This window comes from Vreelandella hamiltonii, assembly GCF_014651775.1.
Classification (GTDB): domain Bacteria; phylum Pseudomonadota; class Gammaproteobacteria; order Pseudomonadales; family Halomonadaceae; genus Vreelandella; species Vreelandella hamiltonii.
The window spans coordinates 94,492-115,393 of the sequence record NZ_BMXN01000002.1 but is presented as its reverse complement, the minus strand read 5'-3'; the positions used below and the strand labels follow the sequence as shown (position 1 = coordinate 115,393).

The 20,902-nt window shown below is 59.9% G+C and carries 17 protein-coding genes; 7 read left to right on the top strand and 10 right to left on the bottom strand.

The features are described from left to right. Positions 1-19: 19 nt before the first annotated feature. The 6 genes from IE091_RS02370 to IE091_RS02345 all read right to left on the bottom strand — a co-directional run bounded on the left by IE091_RS02370 (position 20) and on the right by IE091_RS02345 (position 7,069). A complete protein-coding gene (locus IE091_RS02370) occupies positions 20-733 on the bottom strand; it encodes an SIR2 family NAD-dependent protein deacylase (protein ID WP_189462709.1) in 714 nt (237 codons plus the stop codon). A 2-nt stretch (positions 734-735) separates the two neighbouring features. After that, entirely contained in the window at positions 736-2,502 is a 1,767-nt protein-coding gene (gene aceK, locus IE091_RS02365; RefSeq protein WP_189462708.1) for a bifunctional isocitrate dehydrogenase kinase/phosphatase, read from the bottom strand. Between the two features lie 127 nt (positions 2,503-2,629). Next, on the bottom strand, positions 2,630-3,142 hold the full coding sequence (locus IE091_RS02360) for a CIA30 family protein (RefSeq protein WP_189462707.1): 513 nt from the start codon (positions 3,140-3,142) through the stop codon (positions 2,630-2,632). 96 nt (positions 3,143-3,238) lie between these two features. Beyond that, complete coding sequence (eat, locus tag IE091_RS02355) at positions 3,239-4,672, bottom strand: ethanolamine permease (RefSeq protein WP_189462706.1); 1,434 nt, start codon at positions 4,670-4,672, stop codon at positions 3,239-3,241. Positions 4,673-4,824: 152 nt separating this feature from the next. Beyond that, positions 4,825-5,664, bottom strand: a complete 840-nt coding sequence (gene eutC / locus IE091_RS02350; RefSeq protein ID WP_189462705.1) for an ethanolamine ammonia-lyase subunit EutC — start codon at positions 5,662-5,664, stop codon at positions 4,825-4,827. 1 nt (position 5,665) lies between these two features. Next, positions 5,666-7,069, bottom strand: coding sequence for an ethanolamine ammonia-lyase subunit EutB (locus tag IE091_RS02345; protein ID WP_189462704.1), 1,404 nt, complete (start codon positions 7,067-7,069; stop codon positions 5,666-5,668). 212 nt (positions 7,070-7,281) lie between these two features. Here IE091_RS02345 and IE091_RS02340 point away from each other — a divergent pair, with 212 nt between their 5' ends. Together IE091_RS02340 and IE091_RS02335 are read left to right on the top strand one after the other, a co-directional pair. Then, a complete protein-coding gene (locus IE091_RS02340) occupies positions 7,282-8,229 on the top strand; it encodes a helix-turn-helix domain-containing protein (protein WP_189462703.1) in 948 nt (315 codons plus the stop codon). A 274-nt stretch (positions 8,230-8,503) separates the two neighbouring features. After that, complete coding sequence (locus tag IE091_RS02335; protein WP_189462702.1) at positions 8,504-10,174, top strand: methyl-accepting chemotaxis protein; 1,671 nt, start codon at positions 8,504-8,506, stop codon at positions 10,172-10,174. 77 nt (positions 10,175-10,251) lie between these two features. Here the strand turns inward: IE091_RS02335 and IE091_RS02330 are convergent, their stop codons facing one another. Beyond that, entirely contained in the window at positions 10,252-13,065 is a 2,814-nt protein-coding gene (locus IE091_RS02330; RefSeq protein ID WP_229800698.1) for a putative bifunctional diguanylate cyclase/phosphodiesterase, read from the bottom strand. 476 nt (positions 13,066-13,541) lie between these two features. Here IE091_RS02330 and IE091_RS02325 point away from each other — a divergent pair, with 476 nt between their 5' ends. The 4 genes from IE091_RS02325 to zigA all read left to right on the top strand — a co-directional run bounded on the left by IE091_RS02325 (position 13,542) and on the right by zigA (position 16,374). Next, a complete protein-coding gene (locus IE091_RS02325) occupies positions 13,542-13,904 on the top strand; it encodes a helix-turn-helix domain-containing protein (RefSeq protein ID WP_026001833.1) in 363 nt (120 codons plus the stop codon). 181 nt (positions 13,905-14,085) lie between these two features. Then, on the top strand, positions 14,086-14,733 hold the full coding sequence (locus tag IE091_RS02320; RefSeq protein WP_039180414.1) for a class I SAM-dependent methyltransferase: 648 nt from the start codon (positions 14,086-14,088) through the stop codon (positions 14,731-14,733). Between the two features lie 41 nt (positions 14,734-14,774). Continuing rightward, positions 14,775-15,050: a TIGR03643 family protein gene (locus IE091_RS02315; protein ID WP_016914964.1), complete on the top strand. Its 276-nt coding sequence runs from the start codon at positions 14,775-14,777 to the stop codon at positions 15,048-15,050. A 97-nt stretch (positions 15,051-15,147) separates the two neighbouring features. Then, positions 15,148-16,374, top strand: a complete 1,227-nt coding sequence (zigA, locus tag IE091_RS02310; protein ID WP_189462701.1) for a zinc metallochaperone GTPase ZigA — start codon at positions 15,148-15,150, stop codon at positions 16,372-16,374. 979 nt (positions 16,375-17,353) lie between these two features. Here zigA and IE091_RS02305 read toward each other — a convergent pair. Genes IE091_RS02305 through IE091_RS02295 form a run of 3 tightly spaced genes read right to left on the bottom strand, consistent with a single transcriptional unit; the run spans position 17,354 to position 19,199 of the window. Then, positions 17,354-17,572, bottom strand: coding sequence for a DUF1653 domain-containing protein (locus IE091_RS02305; RefSeq protein ID WP_189462700.1), 219 nt, complete (start codon positions 17,570-17,572; stop codon positions 17,354-17,356). Beyond that, a complete protein-coding gene (tcdA, locus tag IE091_RS02300) occupies positions 17,569-18,417 on the bottom strand; it encodes a tRNA cyclic N6-threonylcarbamoyladenosine(37) synthase TcdA (protein ID WP_189462699.1) in 849 nt (282 codons plus the stop codon). Before tcdA ends, IE091_RS02305 begins: the two co-directional genes overlap by 4 nt. An 8-nt stretch (positions 18,418-18,425) precedes the next feature. Next, a complete protein-coding gene (locus IE091_RS02295; protein ID WP_016914986.1) occupies positions 18,426-19,199 on the bottom strand; it encodes a pseudouridine synthase in 774 nt (257 codons plus the stop codon). Between the two features lie 167 nt (positions 19,200-19,366). Here IE091_RS02295 and IE091_RS02290 point away from each other — a divergent pair, with 167 nt between their 5' ends. Beyond that, the gene (locus tag IE091_RS02290) at positions 19,367-20,902 is read left to right on the top strand and encodes an ABC transporter substrate-binding protein (RefSeq protein ID WP_189462698.1); all 1,536 of its coding nucleotides are present in this window, start codon (positions 19,367-19,369) and stop codon (positions 20,900-20,902) included.

The window sequence follows — 20,902 nt, the reverse complement described above, 5'->3', positions numbered from 1 at the left end:
ACCCCGCCCCGTCGTTGACTCAAGGCAAGAGCAAGTTCCCCTGCTTACACCACTGGTGAACCAGCGCTGGCACGCCTTCCCCCGCCGTGGTGTTGATCGCCAGCACGCCAGGCGGGCTGAGCGCATCGGCATCGGGGTCTATCAGTGCACAGGGGGTGTCGTAGTCGATGTAGGTCAGCAGCGACGCGGCGGGCATCACCGCCAGCGAGGTGCCTACCACGAGCAGGAAATCGGCCTGGCTGACCAGCTCGCAGGCCTCTTCGAAGAGCGGCACGGCTTCACCGAACCACACCACGTCCGGGCGCAGCTGGCTGCCTTTGTCGCACACCTCCCCTAGGCGGATTCCTCCCTTGGGCAGCGGGTAGCGCAGCCGGGCATCGACGGATGAGCGCGCCTTGAGAATCTCGCCGTGCAGGTGCATCACGTGGCGCGAACCGGCACGCTCGTGCAGGTCGTCGATATTCTGCGTCACCACGCTGACTCGGAAGCCTTCCTGCTCCAGCGCGGCCAGCGCCTTATGGGCGGCATTGGGTTTTGCCCGGCGGATCTGCTCACGGCGCTGGTCGTAGAAAGCCAGCACCCGTTCGGGATTGCGCCGCCAGCCCTCGGGCGTGGCGACGTCCTCCACGGGGTGATCTTCCCACAGGCCGTCGCTGGCCCGAAAGGTCTTGATGCCGCTTTCGGCGCTAATACCCGATCCGGTCAATACCACCAGGTGAGGGGGTTGAGTCATGACTAATGTACCAGTTGGCCGATGGTTCCGGAGAACCGTTGCTTGTTGCGGTAAGGGTAGACATCGATCACCCGCCCATTGCGAATGGCCTGCTGCAACCCTAACCAATAGTCCGGGTCGAACAGCTCCGGGTGCTGCTCCATGAACAGCGCGCGAAGTTCGGGGTTGGCAAACATGAACGGGCCGAACTCCTCGGGGAAGATATCGTGGGGGCCGATGGAGAGGCTAGCGCCGCCATCCATGTAGCTATCGCCCTGCTGAGCTTTGGGCATGTGGCGAAAGCGACACTCCGTAAGGTAGCTCACTTCGTCGTAGTCGTAAAAAATCACCCGTCCGTGACGGGTAACGCCAAAATTCTTCAGCAACATATCGCCCGGAAAGATATTGGCGGCCGCCATCTGTTTGATGGCATTGCCGTAATCCTTTAGCACCGTCACCCGCTCATCGTCGCTGCACTGCTCCAGATAGAGGTTCAACGGCGTCATCATCCGCTCGGTGTAACAGTGCTTGATGATCACCTTGTCGCCTTTCAGCGATACCGTGGAGGGGGCAACTTCCAGCAAATGGGCCAGACACTCCGGCGCGAAGTGATCCTGGCGCACGATGAAGTTGGAAAACTCCTGGGTATCGGCCATACGTCCTACCCGGTCGTGACGCTTCACCAGCCGATACTTCTCTCGCACGATGGCTGGCGTGACCTCCTTGGCCGGGTCGAACTTGTCCTTGATGATCTTGAACACGGTGCGAAAGCTGGGCAGCACGAACACCGCCATCACCATGCCCCGCACGCCTGGGGCGATGATGAAGCGCTCTTCGCGCTTGGCCACCTGCTGGTTCAGGGCGCGAAAAAACTCGGTTTTGCCGTGTTTGAAAAAGCCGATGGCGGCGTACAGCTCGCCTTCCGGCTTGTGGGGCATGAGCTGTTTCAGGTAGCCCACGAACTCCCCGGGAACCGGCACATCGACCTGAAAGTAAGCACGGGTGAACGAGAAGATGATCGACACTTCATCGGTTTCGGTGAGCACGGTATCCAGATGCAGGCGGGGGTCACCGCCCTGCTGCTCGCCGTACCCTTCGCCATGCAGAATCGGCAGCACCAGCGGCACCTGCTCGCCGCCGCCGAGTATACGGCCCACCAGGTAGGCCCCTTTGTTGCGGTAGAAGACGCTGTTGAGCAGCTCCACCCGCGCATCCGCCGCCTGCCAGAGGCGGGCGGGCAGCTGGGCTTCCAGCAAGCCCGCCCCCAACTGGCTATCGCGTTCCAGATGGGCAAAGGGCGTTTCCAGCGGTGCCTCTTGCAGCGCCCAGGCCAGCGCTCCAGCCCAGTCGCCGTTGACCGCATGACGGCGGCACAGCTCGATGCCCGAACGGTGCGCGGCATCTTCACGGGAGCTGTAGACGAACATCCAGTCGTTGCGGATATGACGATGCTCGAACACCGAACAGAACAGCGAGTTGAAAAAGGTCTCTGCCAGCTCGTAATCCAACCGCTGGCCGATCAGGTTGGCGTAGTGTCGGCGGGCTTCGCGCCAGGTCTCGCAGTGGACCAGCACGTCTTGGGGAAACGTACGCTGCAGGCGCCCCAGCGTGTCCTGGACTTTTTCGCCGTAGAGATTGATCCGCGCCGCCGAGGCTTGCTGCGCCTCGCGCCACGCCGCATCGCGAAAGCGGCGGCTGGCGTCCTGAGTAATCTGCTGGAAGCGTGCACGGTACTCATCGAACCCATGCAGTACCGTCGCCGCCAGGCGGTAGGCCGGAGAGTGTTTCATCAGACTGGCTCACGTCGATAGAAGGCTTCCCAGACTCTTCGAACGGCAAACTACATACGAGACGACCTTAGTCCTGTGAAAAGTCGTCCTGTGAAGATAAGCCCTGTGAAGAGTCGTCCTGTGAAAATTAGTCCTGCGAATACGTCGAGATGAAGGCAATTTCCAGCTGAAACGGTCCGGCGGTGCGGTCGGCAATCAGAAAGCCCAACTGGTGAACGGTGCCGGGCTCGAGCGACGGTGCGTTGGACAACAGCGACCCCCGGCGCACGGCGTCGAACTGCGCCCAGCTGAAATGCAGCGTTTCCCACTGCTGGGCGCTGGGCGTGAACGCCACGCGGTAGGCACTTGCATCGTCCAGCGCGTGACTTTTGAGGCGCAGTTGATAGCGACGGCCATCGCCGCGCACCCGCAGCGTGATGCCCTTGGCCTGGGCCAGGCTTGGCTCAAACGCTCCGGGCTCACGGCGCACCGAGGCAAAGCCGCCGCCATTTTCCAGCGAGACCTCTCCATAGAAGCAGCCATGCCCCTCTTCCACACGAAAGCCGCTGTGGGACACGCCGCCCATCACGCCATCGTCCACGGCGTACCAGCGCGCCTGTTCGGCATCGCCCAGTGCTGGGTCGGTAAAGTCGAGCATCATCACGGTTTCCCTCTGTCGCTTGGCCAATGAGCCCGCCTTGGCACCAGGGCCAGAGGCGGGCTTCCGAGCTTCAGACTAGGTGATTCGCCGCGCTGATTAAAGCTTGGCGGCGGCGACGCCCGCAGCAGGGGGCTCAATCTCTTCTGGCGCCGCAGTGACCAGCGCGAACTCCTCCTCGGCCGTTTTCGCCACCAGATGATTTTTACTGTACAGGAAGTAGTAAGCCGCCCCCGCCACAAACAGCAGGAGGGTGTAGTTGAATGCGCGGGGGTCGAAGGCGTATACACCGGTCATGGCCACCAGCGACAGTACCAGGGCCACCGACGAGGTGACGATACCACCCGGCGTTCTGTAGGGGCGCGGCAGCTCAGGCTGTTTGAGGCGCAGCCAGATATGGCTGAAAGCCATCAGCGCATAGGAAATGGTCGCCCCCACGACGGCCATGCCCAGCATCAGGTCACCCTCCCCGCTCAGCGAGGCCAGGAAGCCAAACACCCCCGGCACGATGAGCGCCAGGTAAGGCACTTTACGTTCGCTGGTCAGAGACAGCCGTTTAGGCAGATAGCCCGCCCGGGAGAGCGCAAACACCAGGCGGCTGTAGCCATAAATGATCGAGAAGAACGAGGCAATCAAGCCCGCCAGGCCCAGCACATTGACCAGGGTCGCCAGCGTCGGGTTGCCTGCCGCATTCAAGGCATCCACCAGCGGCACGCCGCTTTGGCCGATCATCTCGGCGCTGGTGGCTCCCGCCAGCAGCACGACCACCAGCAGTGCCGTGAACAGCAAAAACAGCATGGCACCGATGATGCCCTTGGGCATGTCACGGGCGGGGTCTTTGGCTTCTTCCGCCGCCAACGGCACGCCTTCTACCGCCAGGAACAGCCACATGCCAAAGGGCAGTGCCGCCCAGATACCGTACCAGCCAAAGGGCATGAAGGTACTCGCCCCCGCCGCCTCGGTGGGGGCAATATCGAACAGGTTGGCCGCATCGAAGTCACCGATCAGCGCCACGGCGGTGGCCAGAATCGCAAAGACCGCCAAGCCGCTGATCACCATCATCACCTTCAGCGCTTCGCCCACCCCGGCGAGGTGAATGCCGATGAACACCGCATAAAACAGCAGATACACCAGCGGGCCGTTGACACCCAACAAGGCCTCGACCGCCGCACCGATGAAGATCACGATGGCTGCAGGCGCCAGCGCGTATTCGATCAATACCGCCAGCCCCGTCAAGTAGCCTCCCGCCGGCCCCATGGCTTGGCGGGCAAAGCTGTAGCCCCCGCCTGCCGCCGGGATCGCTGCGGACATTTCGGCCAGGGAGAGCACCAGAGCCAGGTACATCACGGCCATCAGACAGGCGGCGATGGCAAAGCCCCCCCAGCCCGCTTCGGCAATGCCAAAGTTCCAGCCCGCAAAATCCCCCGAAATAACGTAGGAAACCCCAAGTCCCGCCAGCAGCATCCAGCCTGCTGTACCCTTACGCAGCTGGCGCTTCGCCAGATACGTCTGATCAACCGTTGATTGTGTCATGGTCTCGCCCTTTTTCAGTGTGGAACGCAATGGGTGTCAGCGGCGTGCTGCGTTGTTTGCGTTGTGATTGGCGATGTTCTTGTTGTGTGGAAATGGCCGTTCAGAGCGCGAGCGGAGAAGTCATCTTGCGTCTTGAGCCGTCGCCTGTTTTTTCAATCGGCCACGAGGAAATTCCGGGTCGAGTGGCTGCCCTCCAGCACGTTGTCTTCGCTGCGGTCCTTGAGCTTCACGCCAGAGAGCTTGCGCTCCCGCGCTTCGCGCAACAGCAGCAGTAGTCGCCTTGCCGCCTCTGCATAGGCCAGCCCAGCGGGGCGCACGTTGGAGATGCAGTTGCGTCGGTCATCCTTCAAGCCCACTTCAGGGGCCCAGGTCATGTAGAGTCCCAGGCTATCCGGTGAGCTGAGGCCGGGGCGCTCACCAATCATCACCAGCACGGCGTCGGCATTGAGCAGCGCGCCCACTTCATCGCCAATGGCCACGCGCCCCTGCTCGACGAGGGTCAGCGGCGCCAGCTTCCAGTCGTGGTGGTCGCGCTGCAGTGCGTCGTACAGGGCGGCCAGAAACGGCGCGCTGTTCTGCTGCACCGCCAGGGCCGAGAGGCCATCCACGATGACCACCGCCAGGTCATAGCGCTGGCCGCTCTCCGCCGCTTGCTGCAGTGCCTGCCGGGATGGTTCGTCGAGCCGTCGGCCGTAGTCGGGGCGCTGCAGGTACATTGCCCGGTGTTCGGCGCGGCTGTGTACCACCAGCGGCGCGCTGCCCAACGCCAGTTGCCGGGTGAGCTCAGCGGCCAGTGCCTCGCACGCGAGCGGGCAGTGCACTGCGTCCTGGGCTTGGGCATGGGCCAGTTGAAATGCAAGCAGTTGATGGGTGGGCAGGCTCACCCCGGCACGCCCCAGCCCGATGCGCGCATCGGTAAAAGCGCGCAGGCGCTCCCAGGGGTTTTCGATGACGATGGGCGCCTTGGTGTCCTGCGGGAGTTGCTTCGGCATCTTAGTCGTTCCCTTTCGGCAAGTGACGCAGGCTGTTGGCAAAGGCAGCGGGAAGCTGGTCGTTCAGGCGATGGGTGCTCACATCCTGGAAGATCTGCATTCTGGCCAGCCACTGTTCGAACTCCGGCGCGGCTTTCAGCCCCAGCACCCGGCGGGCATAGAGCGCGTCGTGAAACGAGGTGGTTTGATAGTTGAGCATGATGTCGTCGGAGCCGGGGATACCCATCACGAAATTGCAGCCCGCCACGCCCAGCAGCGTCAGCAGGTTATCCATATCGTTCTGATCGGCGTTGGCGTGGTTGGTGTAGCACACGTCACACCCCATCGGCACGCCCAACAGCTTGCCGCAGAAGTGATCCTCGAGTCCCGCGCGGGTGATCTCCTTTCCGTCGTACAGATATTCAGGGCCGATGAACCCGACCACCGTATTGACCAGCAGCGGGTTGAACTTGCGCGCCACGGCGTAGGCGCGGGCTTCGCAGGTTTGCTGGTCCAGCCCGTGGTGGGCGTCGGCCGAGAGCGAGCTTCCCTGGCCGGTTTCGAAATACATCACGTTGCGACCTACGCTACCTCTGTTCAGCGTTTGTGCGGCGGCTTCGGCTTCCGCCAGGGTGCTCAAATCGAACCCGAAGCTGCGGTTGGTGGCTTCGGTGCCACCGATGGATTGAAACACCAGGTCCACCGGCGCGCCCTGCTCGATGGCTTCCAGGGTATTGGTGACGTGAGTGAGCACGCAGGATTGGGTGGGAATCTCGTATTTCTGAATCACCTCATCCATCAGGCGCATCAGCTTGATGCTTTGGGCGACGTTATCGGTGGCGGGGTTGATGCCGATCACCGCATCGCCACTGCCATACAGCAGGCCATCGAGAATGCTGGCCGCGATACCGGTCACGTCATCGGTGGGGTGATTGGGCTGCAGGCGAGTGGAAAGCCGTCCCGGCAGGCCGATGGTGTTGCGAAACGCCGTGGTCACCTGACACTTCTTCGCCACCAGCATCAGGTCCTGGTTGCGCATCAGCTTGCTCACTGCTGCGGCCATTTCCGGCGTGATGCCGGGGCGGGCAGCGGCCAGGGCCTCGCTGGTGGCGTGATCAGAGAGCAGCCAGTTGCGGAAGTCGCCCACGGTGAGATGCTGCAGCGGTGCAAAGGCCTGGGCATCGTGGTCATCGATGATCAGGCGAGTGATTTCATCCTGCTCGTAGGGAATCAGCGCTTCGTTCAAGAAGGTCGTGAGCGGCAGCTCCGCCAGTACCATCTGGGCTACCACCCGCTCTTCGGCAGTCTCTGCCATGACGCCGGCCAGTCGATCTCCCGAACGCGGCGGCGTAGCTTTGGCCATCAGTTCGGTCAGCCCCTTGAATCGATAATGGCGGCTGCCCACCGTCGAGTGATAGTGCGCCATAGGCCTCTCCTGCCCTGCCTCGTATTGGGCTGTGCTGTTTCGTGCTTGTAAACGGAACAAAACTTGCTTGTTGTCACAATAGCGCTATCACTTAACGGGGAGTATCGAGTTTTGGCAAACCACCTGACAGGCTCGAAAAACAAACGAAAACAAAGCTTTGCCCGAAATCCCATCGCAGGGCAGCCACATGGCGACACCTTCAGGAGCAGGTCATGGCGATGACGTTGTCGAATAACGCACCACAAAAGTGCACATGGGAAGCCTGCGATGCCGATGAGCACGCCCAGAACCTGACCCGCTGGCAGCAGCAGTACGACCAGCTCAGCCCAGGCCGCTTTTACGGGCGGCTGGATGAAATCGCGCTGCCCGCCGTCCAGCTCTTCAAGGAGCACACCGAACAGGCGCTGCGCCAGGATTGCCAGGTGTGGGAGGATTCGCTGTGGCTGGGGATTCCCGTTCGCCCCCACGGCTCACGCATCAATGGGCAACCCTTGGCAAGCAACCAGATCATGTGCCGCCCGGGTGGCCAGGCTTTCGAGCTGGTGACCCCAGGCCACTTCGATATCTACGGGCTGGTCGTGCGACTGCCTGCACTCTACGCTGCCGCTCAGCAGCAGGGTATTGCTTTGGATGAACGCTGGAGGCGGGAACCAAGACGCATGGTTCACCCATCGACACGGCACGCCTTGATGTTCGTTCTGGAGCGGCTATTGGGAGAACAAGGAGCCCCCGTTGCCGAACGGCTGCACCAGGACATCGTCATGATGGGCCTTCTGGAGCTGTTGGGGACCTGGCAACCCAATGAGGAGCTGCCCCCCAGCCATGCACACCGCAAGGCAGTGGTGGACAGCGTCAAACGCTACGTCGAAGAGCATCACGAAGGGCCCATGACCATGGAAGCGCTATGCGATCTGACCCATGTCAGCCGACGCACGCTGCAATACAGCTTTACCTCCATTCTGGGGATCAGCCCACTTCAGTTTTTACGCCTATCGCGGCTGAACCATGTGCGACGCGCCCTGCGCGCCGCCGTGCCGCCCCAGACGGTCACCGAGATTGCCACGTACTGGGGGTTTTGCCATTTGGGGCAGTTTGCCCACGACTATCGGCGTCAATTTGGCGAGTGCCCATCACATACGCTGCATATAAAAAGCAAATGATTATCATTATTAAAATTAAAATGTTAAGAATCTTCCCCAATTGTAAAACCTTGTATAAGAAACAGCATTTTAAATTTCGTCCTTTGGTAGGCAGCAAAAAGCAGTACAAGGCCCATACAGCTTAAGCATAACCGTACAAAAAAAATTGCGGGCATTTATAAGGCGCACTAAATTCCACATGACGAACAAAATGCCGAAGGCGGTTTGCCTCCCTCATTTATGCCGTTGACAACTTACTCCCACTTGCTTGACTCACTCCTCGACGGTACACCCCATGAAGAACATTAGAATTCAGCATAGCCTGACCGCCTCTATGGTGCTTCTCACCATACTCATACTGCTGGTAGGTGCATTTGCCATTACCGCAGCACGCAAAAATGTCAGGAACATGAGTGAACTGAATGAATTGACGGCGAAACAGGTCAATGCGTCGAACCGTATGGACGTCAATTTGATGGAACTGCGACTGCGCATGGCGCGCTACACGGACCTGGCCCGAGACAATCATCCCGACATGAGCCAGGCACAGTCGCTGATGCGTGAAAGCCTGGAGCGTACCACCCAACGCTTCGAAGAGCTCAACGGCTATAACGTCACAGAGCAGCAACAGCGCTACCCCTATTACATGGAGGTCATTCAGCGTTACAACGAGATGATCACTCCAACGCTTCGTCAAGCAGTAGCTGCTGGCAATGTCTCCCTCATCGAGAGTGAATCGAGACGGATGGACAGCGCAGCGACTGCCTTTACGCTAGCCACCCGTGAGTTTTCACGCTTTGCCAACACGATTGCCGACGAGATGCAGAGCGAGGCCAAAGCAACGAACCAGCACATCGTGTGGATCGTGGCGGGGGTCTTGTTCGCCTCCTTGATACTGTTGGTGACGCTGCAGGTCGTTCTGAGAAGGTACATCGTGTCACCTCTTGGACAAGCCGTGGAAATTTGCGACCACATTGCCCAAGGTGATTTGACCCGCCCTATCAACGATCAGGGAAGCAATGAAATCGGCAAGCTCTACCAGGCGATGGCGGCGATGCAAACCCGGCTTACGGAGATGATGCTGACACTCTCTCAGACCAGCCAGATGGTGGCGCAAAATGCTCGTGATATTGCCAGCGGCAGCGAAGACCTGGCGTCGCGCACCGAAGAGCAGGCCAGCGCCTTGCAAGAAACCGCCGCCAGCATGGAGCAGATGTCATCGACAGTGAGCCAAAATAATCAGACCTCCAGTACGGCCAGTGAATTGACGGTCACTGCCTCTGCCAAAGCCAGCGCTGCTCGGCAAGAAGTCGAACAAACCACAGCGTTGATGAAAGATATGGAGCGTCATTCGCAGCGAGTGCAAGACATCATTCAAGTGATCGAAGGAATCGCGTTTCAAACCAGTATTCTGGCGCTCAATGCATCGGTAGAAGCCGCACGGGCAGGCGCTCACGGACGGGGCTTCGCCGTCGTGGCAGGCGAGGTTCGCAAGCTGGCGACCAAGACCTCCGAATCTTCTGGACAGATTCGCACGATCATCGATGATATTGCTGCGCGCATCAAGGAAGGGGCCCGTCAATCCGAGCGCAGTGCCGAAGGGATGGCCAGTACGGTCACGGCAGTCAAGCAGGTCAATGAACTGATGCAGGAGATTGCGCTGGCAGTCAATGAGCAGGAGAGTGGCATCAGCCAAGTGAGCACGGCCATTACTCAGATGGACTCGGCCACTCAGCAAAACGTCTCGCTCGTCTCTGAAACCAGCACCGCCGCCGCTTCTTTGCAGGACGAAGCGAACCGGCTGGCCGAGCTGATTGCGACCTTCAAGATCAATGGCCAGCAGAAAAGCGCCAGCTTCACTGCCAAGCCCGCCACCGTCTTGAACACTCTGCCTGCCAAGCTTCAAGCGGGCCTTCGCAACGCCACCGCTCGGCAACCTCTGGAACCTGAGTGGAGCGAGTTCTAGACGTTACCGATGATCAACGCGCCAAGATGATCGTTGGTCAATGCATGGCGGCACATCGTTGCCGCCATGCCTTCGTCTCAGCCAGGTAGCAGCCAGCGTTGGGCAAACTGCTGCGGGTCGAGCGGTGCGTCGTAAAAATAGCCCTGCGCCTGATAACAGCCCATTTCCAGCAGCGCTTCTGCCTGGGCCTGACACTCGATGCCCTCGGCGATGGTTTGCAGCCCCAATGTGTCGGCCATGGCGATGATCGTGGCCACGATGGTGCGGTCGCTATCACTGACCAGCATGTCACGGATGAACGAAATATCGATCTTGATCCGGTCGGCGGCAAAACGCTTCAGGTAGGCCAACGACGAATAGCCCGTGCCGAAATCGTCGATGGATAAGCCCAGGCCATGACCCTTCAAGATCTCGGTGGTTGCAATGGCGTCCTCAGGGTGAGTCATGATGCCACTTTCCGTGATCTCGACGCTCAGCTGGTCGGGGTCGATACTATGCTGTCGGCAGCTATTCAGTAAGGTGGCCACCAGTTCGCTATCTTCAAACTGGTCTGCGGCAATATTGATGGAGAGCTGGCCGCTCAATTGACACCCTTGACGCTGCCAGGCAGCCAACTGCTGGCACGCCTGTTCGATGACACAATTGCCCAGTGCCACGATCATCCCTCGATCTTCCGCAATAGGCACGAACTGACTGGGCGGGACTTCGCCAAGCTCATCGTCCCGCCAGCGACACAGCGCCTCGGCACCGATCAGTTCGCCGGTACGCATGTCGACCTGAGGTTGAAAGTGGAGATAAAGGGAGTGGTTGGACAGCGCCACTGCCAGGCGCTTGGCAATGCGTAGTTGATCGGCCACGGCGCGGCCCATCCAGTGTTCGAACGTACGAGCAGACAGCTTGTGACGTTTCGCTTGGTACATGGCGATATCCGCATGCTTTAATAACGCCTGCGCTGTTTGCCCGTGTACCGGATAGAGCGAAATGCCCACGCTGACCGATAATTCGCAAGAGTGCTGCTCTATAACAATAGGATTCTCTAAACTGTTGCATAGCCGCTCGGCGGTTATCAAGGCACGGCCTTTATCGTTGGCGTTGTCACACACCACGACAAATTCATCTCCTCCCAGCCTTGCCAGGTACTCCCCGGCAGGCAATGCATGACGAAAGCGCTGGGCGACTTTTTTCAACACCAGATCGCCAATGTCATGTCCCGCGGTATCATTGATCTCCTTGAAGTGATTGAGATCCAGGAGCAGCAATGCAAAGCGCGAACTCGTCTTGCGAATCACTCGCTCTTCGAGGTGTTGAATGAAATCTGCCCGATTGGGGAGTTGGGTATCGGCATCGCAGAATGCCAGCTGTCGAATGCGCGCTTCATCTTTTTGACGTCCCAACTCCGAGGCAGCCCGCGCCGCGAAGATTTGCAGCACGGTGCAGACGATATGGGCATCCTCCAAAGGTGCCTTGAACATGACCCCGATGATGCCCACGGGCCGTCCTTCGACATCGTCCAGCCGACGCCCCACATAAGCATTGACCCATTCCAATGCGCCGTTGGCTTCCTTGGGCAAGCGGATACCTGCTCCTTCAAGAACGACGCACTCCTGCTCGATGAGCACATCCTGACACGGCACCCCGGCCAGATGGTAGCTGAAAGGTGCCTGTGGCTGACCGTTCACGAACAGCGACAAGACGTTGGCGAGATTGGGGTCACGCTCATCTAGTGTGGCAATGAAGCCTACTTCGGCCGCCAACGCATTGGCCATGTGATCCGTCAGTTGGGTCAGAAAGGCCTGCCCATGCTGAGCCGAAACGGCTGTCGCCACCTGCGCCACTGCGTGCTGGATACGCGCTTCGGATCGCCGATGCAAGAGGTTGTCGACCCCGAAGGCAACATCGTCAGCCAGCTCACTCAATAGCCGCAGCTCTCTTGTGGTTATCGTCGCGTCTTCTGCCTGGTAAAGGCACATGACACCCTGCCGTTGCCCTCGGTAGATCAGCGGCAGTGCAACGAAGGCATTGACACCAAGCTCTCGTAGCATGAAGGCCTGTTCAGAATATTCACCCGCCAGCGACGGGGCCCAGACCACGGCTTCTTGGGTTTCCAGCGCCGTCAGCGCCAGAGCACGGCTGCCCCCTTCGATCAACAACTGCCTGGGGCTCAACCACGCCAGGTCGCCACTTTCTTCATCAACGCTGGCCGTGACCGGCCCCAGCTCACATTGGGCAAACGACGGCGGGCGCTCGTGCACCCAGGCAGCACTGTAGCCACCGACTTCGACCATGGCTCGGCAGGCTGCCTGGAGCAACCCCTGCTCGTCCGTGGCGTGAAAACGTGCTTCGTTGACGCGATTCAACAGCCTCAGGGCACGCTGCTTGCTGGCGATTTGTTCATCGGCTCTCGCGCCAACCTGACGTCGAGACAACTCGAACCCTGCCAGGGAAGCCACGATACGCAGCACTTCAGTGGCATAGTCGGGCAATTCGAGAGGGGCCGAGTGCATCATGGCAATGATGCCCTGACACTGCCCAGATGCGTCCGACATGGGCACACCAAGATATCCTTCGGCATCATACACCGCCAGCTTGGGGTCATGAGGAAAGCGAGCAGCTACCTGGGATGGCATGTGGAAACAGGTGTCTGACGACACTTGGGCACACGGGGTATGCTTCAAATCGTAACTCGGCGCATCGACAAAGCCGCTGCACGACCATGTGGCCAGTGGCAGCGCTCTTTTCTTGCGAGGCTCGATACGCGCAATCATGACATGGTCGATATCGAGCAGAGCAGCAAGGGACTCAGCAACGTGACAAAAAAAATCACCCTGGCTGACACGCGTCAAGCTGGCGGCGAGTTGCTGAAAAATTTCTGGAGCCGTCGTGGAAGCCATGATATTTAGCGCCTTCGGGTTCTATAGGTCAGCCACGATGGCAAGCCAAATGCTTTTTAATAAGCCTTATTGACCGCTGTGTGATCATCCCTGAGCCATACAGTGATGGTATGAGTAGTCAACCCTTTAGCGGGCTCACTGACTTGATTCGAGTTTAGGTACTGCTCACCTGTACTCGCTCTCTTGCTGTTTTAACGCACTCAACAAGACTCTTTTTTCGTCATCTTAAAAACGATTCATGACTGGGTTTCAAAACCTAATGAAACTCACTTCACTTTCTCCCCACCAGCATCAACATTTAATCAAATGACTAATTTAAAAAAAGTTAATCCGTTTAACGCTGCGCGTGCGCGCTGGCGTGAAAAAAAAGCTTGGGACCTCATCACCACTCAACCCATCAGGATGATATTCAACCTAAACAGTCCTTCATGTCAATAGGCCGTTCCCCAACCATTCAGGGCTATATGGAGGAAAGTGTGAACAAAATTGAACAGAAACGGCTAGCTGGAAATATCGGACGAGCCATTGCCAAGCAGCGAATACGCTGCCAACTCACTCAAGAAGAGGTTGCCGAGCGGTTGGGGGTAGGCAACGAAGCGGTATCACGTATTGAGAGAGGGCGGGTCATACCCAATATTGTGCGCTTACTTGAATTAGCCGAGATTTTCAATTGTGAGGCCGCGGAATTACTCGGAGAAGCCAGTGTACATATCGATGACCAGACGCAAAGAATCAAACTCTTATTAGCGCCATTAAAGCAACAAGATCGACAACTGATACTGGACATTACCGAAAGTCTTGCCCACCGCTTACAGCAACAGGCCTCTTTGGGTGAGTAATCTCCCCCTCCGCACCACGTCAAACCACCACAAAATGTATCCATAAGTAACAAAATGGATTCAAAGTGTATCCAAGGATAAATCGTACGGCTTGGTAGCCTTTCGATATTCATGCTATAGATGTTCATGCCTTCCGCGCCAACACGCCCGACTGCCCAATGCGCATCACAAGGTAACGCTCATGCTGAATACCACCGCCTGGAATCGTCTGCGCTATAGCCTGTATGCACCTGTTTATGACGTTCTGATCTCACGAGCACTGCGTAAACCGCGCCAGGTGGCGCTGAGCCACGTGGATTGGGAGCCAGGCATGCGCGTATTGGTGGTAGGAGCCGGTACGGGGCTGGACCTTCACTTTCTCCCCCGCGAGCTGGAAGTGCACTTGACCGATGTGACGCCCGCCATGTTGAAGCGCGCCGATGCCCGGGCCAACCGCCACCAGCGCGACGTGCTGTGCAAGATCATGGATGCTGCAGCACTGGATTATGCCGATGGGCATTTCGATGTGGTGGTCATGCATCTGATCCTGGCGGTCATGCCCCAACCCGAAAAAGGGCTGGCAGAAGCGTTTCGCGTCTTGAAGCCCGGCGGGCAGCTGTGCGTCCTGGACAAGTTTCAGCCTGACACCCACGCAGCGGGAAGGGGGCGACGGGCGTTGAATCTGCTGACCTCTTTTATCGCTACCGACATCACTCGCCAAGCAACCCCGCTGCTGACGCAGGCAGGTTTTCGGATTCGTCATGATCGGCCAGTGCTGATGAACGGGCTTTTTCGAGCCCTGCTGGCAGCCAAAGACAAACCAGACAGTACCAATACAAGTTGCTCATAGCGTACAATGAACGTACCACTCTTTGCGCCATTGACCCCGCCATGCCCCATGCTGCTGTAAAACGCTTTCATCGTTTGCCACTCGACGAGCAGTCTCGCATCATCGAGATGGCTTGGGAGGATCGTACTCCTTTCGAGGCAATTGCATCACTGTTCGGGCTAGGCGAGCCTGAGGTGATCGCCATCATGCGTCACCAGCTCAAACCGACCTCTTTTCGCCTATGGCGCCAACGGGTATCAGGTAGAACCACCAAGCATGCTGCACTGCGCTCCCCAGAGGTTCTGCGCGGTTACTGCCCAACCCAATACAAGCGGTAAGCTCACGTCCTGATCAGCCAGTATTCAAGGTATCGTTTTCATCGGCAAATAAATGTTATATTATCACATAACATAAACCCGTTTAGAGGTACTGGCAATGTCTGCGTTCGCTCCTTTACCCGTGACCGTGCTTTCCGGCTTTCTGGGCGCGGGGAAAACCACCGTGCTCAATCATATTCTCGCCAATCGCGAGGGTCGTCGCGTGGCGGTGATCGTCAACGACATGAGCGAGGTCAATATCGATGGTGCACTGGTACGCGGCGGCCCCGGCGAGCCGATGCTGGACAGTGACGTCGCACTGAATCGTTCGGAAGAGCGGCTGGTCGAAATGAGCAACGGCTGCATCTGCTGCACGCTACGCGAAGATCTGCTGGTAGAGGTGAGCCAACTGGCTCGCGAGGGCAAATTCGATTACCTGGTCATCGAGTCCACCGGCATCTCCGAGCCGCTGCCCGTGGCAGAAACCTTTACCTTCGAAGACGAAAGCGGCCAGAGCCTTTCCCAGGTCGCAAGACTGGACACGCTGGTCACCGTGGTCGATGGCGCCAACTTCCTGGCTCAGTACCAAGAAGCGCAGAGCCTGGCCGAGGCGGGAGAAAGCCTGGGCGAGGACGATGAGCGCAACGTCGCCGACCTGCTGGTGGACCAGATCGAGTTTTGCGATGTGCTGCTGATCAGCAAGACGGACTTGATCAGTGAGACCGAACTGGCGTCACTGAAAGCGATCCTGCGCTCGCTCAACCCGGAGGCCGAGCTGGTGCCCATCACCCAAGGCGGCGTCCCGCTGGACAAGGTGCTGGATACCGGCAAGTTCGATTTCGAGCGCGCCCAGCAGGCGCCCGGCTGGCTCAAGGAGATGCGCGGAGAGCACGTGCCGGAAACCGAAGAGTACGGCATTGGCAGCTTCGCCTACCACGCCCGCCGCCCCTTTCACCCGCAAAAATTTCACGACCTGCTGAATGCCGAGTGGTTCGGCAAGGGCCTGCTGCGCTCCAAAGGCTTTTTCTGGCTGGCCACTCGCCCCCGCTACGCGGGCCAGTGGAGCCAGGCAGGCGGCATAGCCCATCATGGCCCCGCCGGGGTGTTCTGGAAAGCCATTCCGGAAGCCAACTGGCCGGAAGACCCGGAATACCGCCAGTTCATCCTGGAGAAATGGCAAGAGCCGTTTGGCGATATGCGCCAGGAGCTGGTGTTCATTGGCCAGAACATGGATCAATCCCGCATGCGTGCTGCGCTGGATGAGTGCCTGCTGAGCGAAGCAGAGTTGCTCGAAGGCATGGAAGCGTGGAAGCAGCTCCCGGACCCCTTCCCTGCCTGGGAGTAACGCCCCTAAACACAAGGTTCATCGCATTCTGGCGTGAATCAATTGGCCACCCACAGGTGGGCTGGGCAATGACCTGGTGGGAGGGGGCTTCAGCCCGCGATGATGGCGGCACCTGTGCTTGCTCAGGCAGTCGCCCAATGAATTGGCCTCCCACAGGTGAGCTGGGCAATGACCTGGTGGGAGGGGGCTTTAGCCCGCGATGATGGCGACACCTGTGCTTGCCCAGGTAGTCGCCCAATGCATTGGCTTCCCACAGGTGAGCTGGGACATGACCTGGTGGGAGGGGGCTTTAGCCCGCGATGATGGCGACACCTGTGCTTGCCCAGGTAGTCGCCCAATGCATTGGCTTCCCACAGGTGAGCTGGGACATGACCTGGTGGGAGGGGGCTTTAGCCCGCGATGATGGCAGCACCTGTGCTTGCTCAGGCAGTCGCCCAATGAATTGGCCTCCCACAGGTGAGCTGGGCAATGACCTGGTGGGAGGGGGCTTCAGCCCGCGATGATGGCGGCACCTGTGCTTGCCCAGGTAGTCGCCCAATGCATTGGCTTCCCACAGGTGAGCTGGGACATGACCTGGTGGGAGGGGGCTTTAGCCCGCGATGATGGCAGCACCTGTGCCTGCCCAAGCAATCGCCCAATGAATTGGCCTCCCACAGGTGAGCTGGGCAATGACCTCGTGAGAGGGGGCTTTAGCCCGCGATGATGGCAGCACCTGTGCCTGCCCAAGCAATCGCCCAATGAATTGGCCTCCCACAAGCAGGCTGGGGTGGCTACTCAGGCAGTCGCCCAATGAATTGGCCTCCCACAGGTGAGCTGGGCAATGACCTGGTGGGAGGGGGCTTCAGCCCGCGATGATGGCGGCACCTGTGCTTGCCCAGGTAGTCGCCCAATGCATTGGCTTCCCACAGATTAGCGCAAACACACTTTTATGTCGCAATGACCGGATGCGTCAGCGCTTGCGACACCAGCATCAGTAGGGCTAGAACGCCTTCTCCAATGCAAAGCGCGGCTGGGTGTTGCCCTCTTTCGTCACGCTCTCCGTGAACATCGCCAGCGGGCGCACCCAAAGGCCGTAGTCGCCGTAGAGGGCGCGGTAGACCACCAGCGGTTCTTCGCTTTCGCTGTGCTGGGCGGTGCCCATCACTTCGTAAAGGTTGCCTTTGTAGTGGCGGTAAATGCCAGGGGTGGGGGTGGTCATTCGCTTTCCTCTTCGGTTGTGTGTGTGGCGGCGGGCTGCTGCGCTTTTTTGGCCAGCCGCTCCAGCACTTTGGAGGCCGCCACGAAGCCAAAGGTGCCGGTGAGAAAGGTCGCCGCGCCAAAGCCGGAAGCGCAGTCCAGCCGTGTGGCATCGCCGCTGCCGGGCTTTTGCAGGCACACTTCGCCGTCGGCGCCGGGGTAGATCAGCTGCTCGTCGGAGTAGACGCACTCCACCGAGAAACGCCGCTTGGGGTTACGGGAGAAGCCGTAGTCGCGGCGCAGCCGCGAGCGCACTTTGGAAAGCAGCGGGTCGTGCTCGGTGCGGGTCAAATCCGCCACTTGAATGCGCGTGGGGTCGGTTTGCCCGCCTGCCGCACCGGTGACGGTAATCGGGATCTTGCGCCGCTTGCACCAGGCAATCAGCGCGGCCTTGGCGATGACGCTGTCGATGGCATCCACCACGTGGTCGGCATCGTCGGGAATGCGTTCGGCCAGATTGGTGGGCGTGACGAAGGCGGTATCCGCAATGATTTCGATCTCGGGGGCAATCAGGCGGCAGCGCTGGGCCAGCACGTCTACTTTGGGCTGGCCAATCGTGCCATCCAGCGCGTGGAGCTGGCGGTTGACGTTGGAGACGCACACGTCGTCCAGATCGATCAGCGTGAGCTTGCCGATGCCTGAGCGGGCTAGCGCCTCGACCGTCCAGCTACCTACACCACCGACACCGACCACCACCACGTGGGCACGGCGAAATGCCTGCGCCGCACGCTGGCCGTAAAGGCGCCGAATACCGCCAAAGCGGAAGTCATAATCGCTGGAAGAGGTCGTGGATTCATTCAATGACATGGGCTGACTCACAGGGCTTGGAGGACAGAAGGCTTGGCAATGGGCGGCGTTCGCACGCTATCCAGGGGTAAATGCCCCTGCCAGCCAAACTGCTCGAACAGGTGCTTCATGGTGTCGTCCACGGCACAGCCAAGCTGAATGCGCTTATCCAGCAGCGGGTGATCGAAGGCCAGGTAAGTCGCTGCCAGCAGCAGGCGTGGCGCTGCCAGCTGTTCGGCAAAAAAGCGGTTGTGGACACTCTTGCCGTGCTTGGCGTCGCCGATGATCGGGTAGCCGCGCCGGGACAAGTGGCGGCGTATCTGGTGGCGTCGCCCGGTCAGGGGGCGCGCCTCCACCAGCGAGTAACGCGCCACCGGGTAGCGGTCTACCTGCACGGGTAGCTCGACGCTGTCCAGACGGCGAATGTCGGTCATCGCGGGCATGGCGGGCATTTCCGCCTTGGGTCGGGTGCCGTCCTCCTCCCTGAGCGGGTAGTCCAGCCGCTCCTGCTCAGGCGCCTTGCCGCGCACCACGGCCAGGTAACGCTTCTCCACCTGGCGTTCGCTGAACGCTTCGGCCAGCAGCGCCGCCGCTTCCGACGAGAGCCCCAGCACCATGACCCCGGAGGTGGGCCGGTCCAGCCGATGCACGGGATATACCCGCTTGCCCAGCTGGTCGCGCAGACGCTGGAGCAGAAATTCGGTTTCCCCCCGTGCCAGGGCGGAGCGGTGCACCAGCAGCCCGGAAGGCTTATGCACGGCAACGAGGTGCTCATCCTGATAGAGGATGTTGAGTGGCGGCATGGAACTCCCTACTAGCGGCATGAAACGACGACCCGGATGGCGATATGCCCGACGGGCTATTGTCGCGGCTACAGAGGTGAATGTCATCCGTTGCACAGACGAGAATGACTTTCATATCCAGCCTGATATGTTATAAGATAACTCTTTTAATCTATCAGGAGTTTCTTATGAAGCGCGCCTTTGCTGCGGGAGTCACCCTCCTACTGGCTTTACCCGTAACGCCTGCTGCATGGGCGAACGAACAGCGCCTGGATATCGTCGCCCCGTGGGAAATCAAGGGGCCAGACCCGGCCATCTCGGGCTATGTATTTGGCCGCATGCGCGTGGCCGAAACCCTGGTGGACACCGACTCGAACGGACAGCTTGCCCCAGGACTCGCCAGCGCCTGGGAGGTCTCCGAAGACGGCCTGACATGGCGTTTCACGCTGCGGGAGGGGGCCACCTTTCATGACGGCAGCGCCGTGACCGCCGAGGCAGCGCTCCACAGCCTGGAAGTCGCCCGCGCCAAACCGGGCATACTCGACAGCGCCCCGATTCAGCAGATGCGGGCCGACCAGGGTGCCGTGATCATCGAGCTGGAAAGCCCCTTCTCGCCCCTGCCGGCCCTGTTGGCACACTCCACCACGCTGATTCTTGCCGATGCGGCGTTTGCCGATAATGGCGACGTCGTGGCGATGATCGGTAGCGGCCCTTATCAGGTGGAGGCGCTCTCGCCCCCGCAGCGCATGACCGTTACGCGGTTCGAGAATTACTGGGGAGAGCCCGCCAACATTGCCAGCGCCAGCTACCTGGCCGTTAGCCGAGGCGAAACCCGCGCCCTGATGGCCGAAAGCGGTGACGCCGATATCGTGTATACCCTGGACCCCGCCAGCCAGGCACGCCTGGCGCGTCACGCACGGCTAGCGCTGCACGCCGAGCCGCTGCCACGCACCATCATGCTGAAACTGAATGCAGGCCATGCGCTGCTGGAAGATGCGCGCGCTCGTCAGGCGCTGAGCATGGCCATCGACCGGCAGGGCATTGCGGCGGGCCTGCTGCGCACCCCGGAAGCCGCGGCCGCAGAACTCTTCCCGGATAGCCTTGGCCCCTGGCACCTGGGGCTTGACCCTGCGGATGCCCAGGATATCGAAGCCGCCAAAGCGCTGCTGGCCGAACTGGGCTGGGAAGCAGGGCGTGATGGCATGCTGGAGCGCGATGGCCAGCCGTTTGCCTTGACCCTGCGCACCTATTCGGATCGCCCCGAGCTTCCGGTCGTGGCCACTGCCTTGCAGGATCAGTGGCGCGATATTGGTGTCGCGCTGGAAGTCGCCGTGGGTAACGCCAGCGAGATCCCTTCCGGCCACCACGACAACAGCCTGGAAGTCGGCCTGGTTGGCCGCAACTACGGTCTGGTGCCCAACCCGCTGGGCTCGCTGATGGACGATATCGGCAGTGACGCCAACTCGATGGGCGGCGACTGGGGCACCATGAACTGGCGTGACGAAGAGGTGGCTCAGTGGCTGGACGCGCTGCGTCAAGCCACCGACGAGCAGACCCTCGATGACCTGGCACCGCTGGTCGCAGAGCGCCTTCACCAGCAGATGCCGCTGATTCCCGTGGCCTGGTATCAGCAAACCGCAGCGGTCAACAGCGCCCTGGAAGGGTTCTCCATCGATCCGCTGGAGCGCAGTTACCGCATCGACCAAATGGGGTGGGCAGAGTGA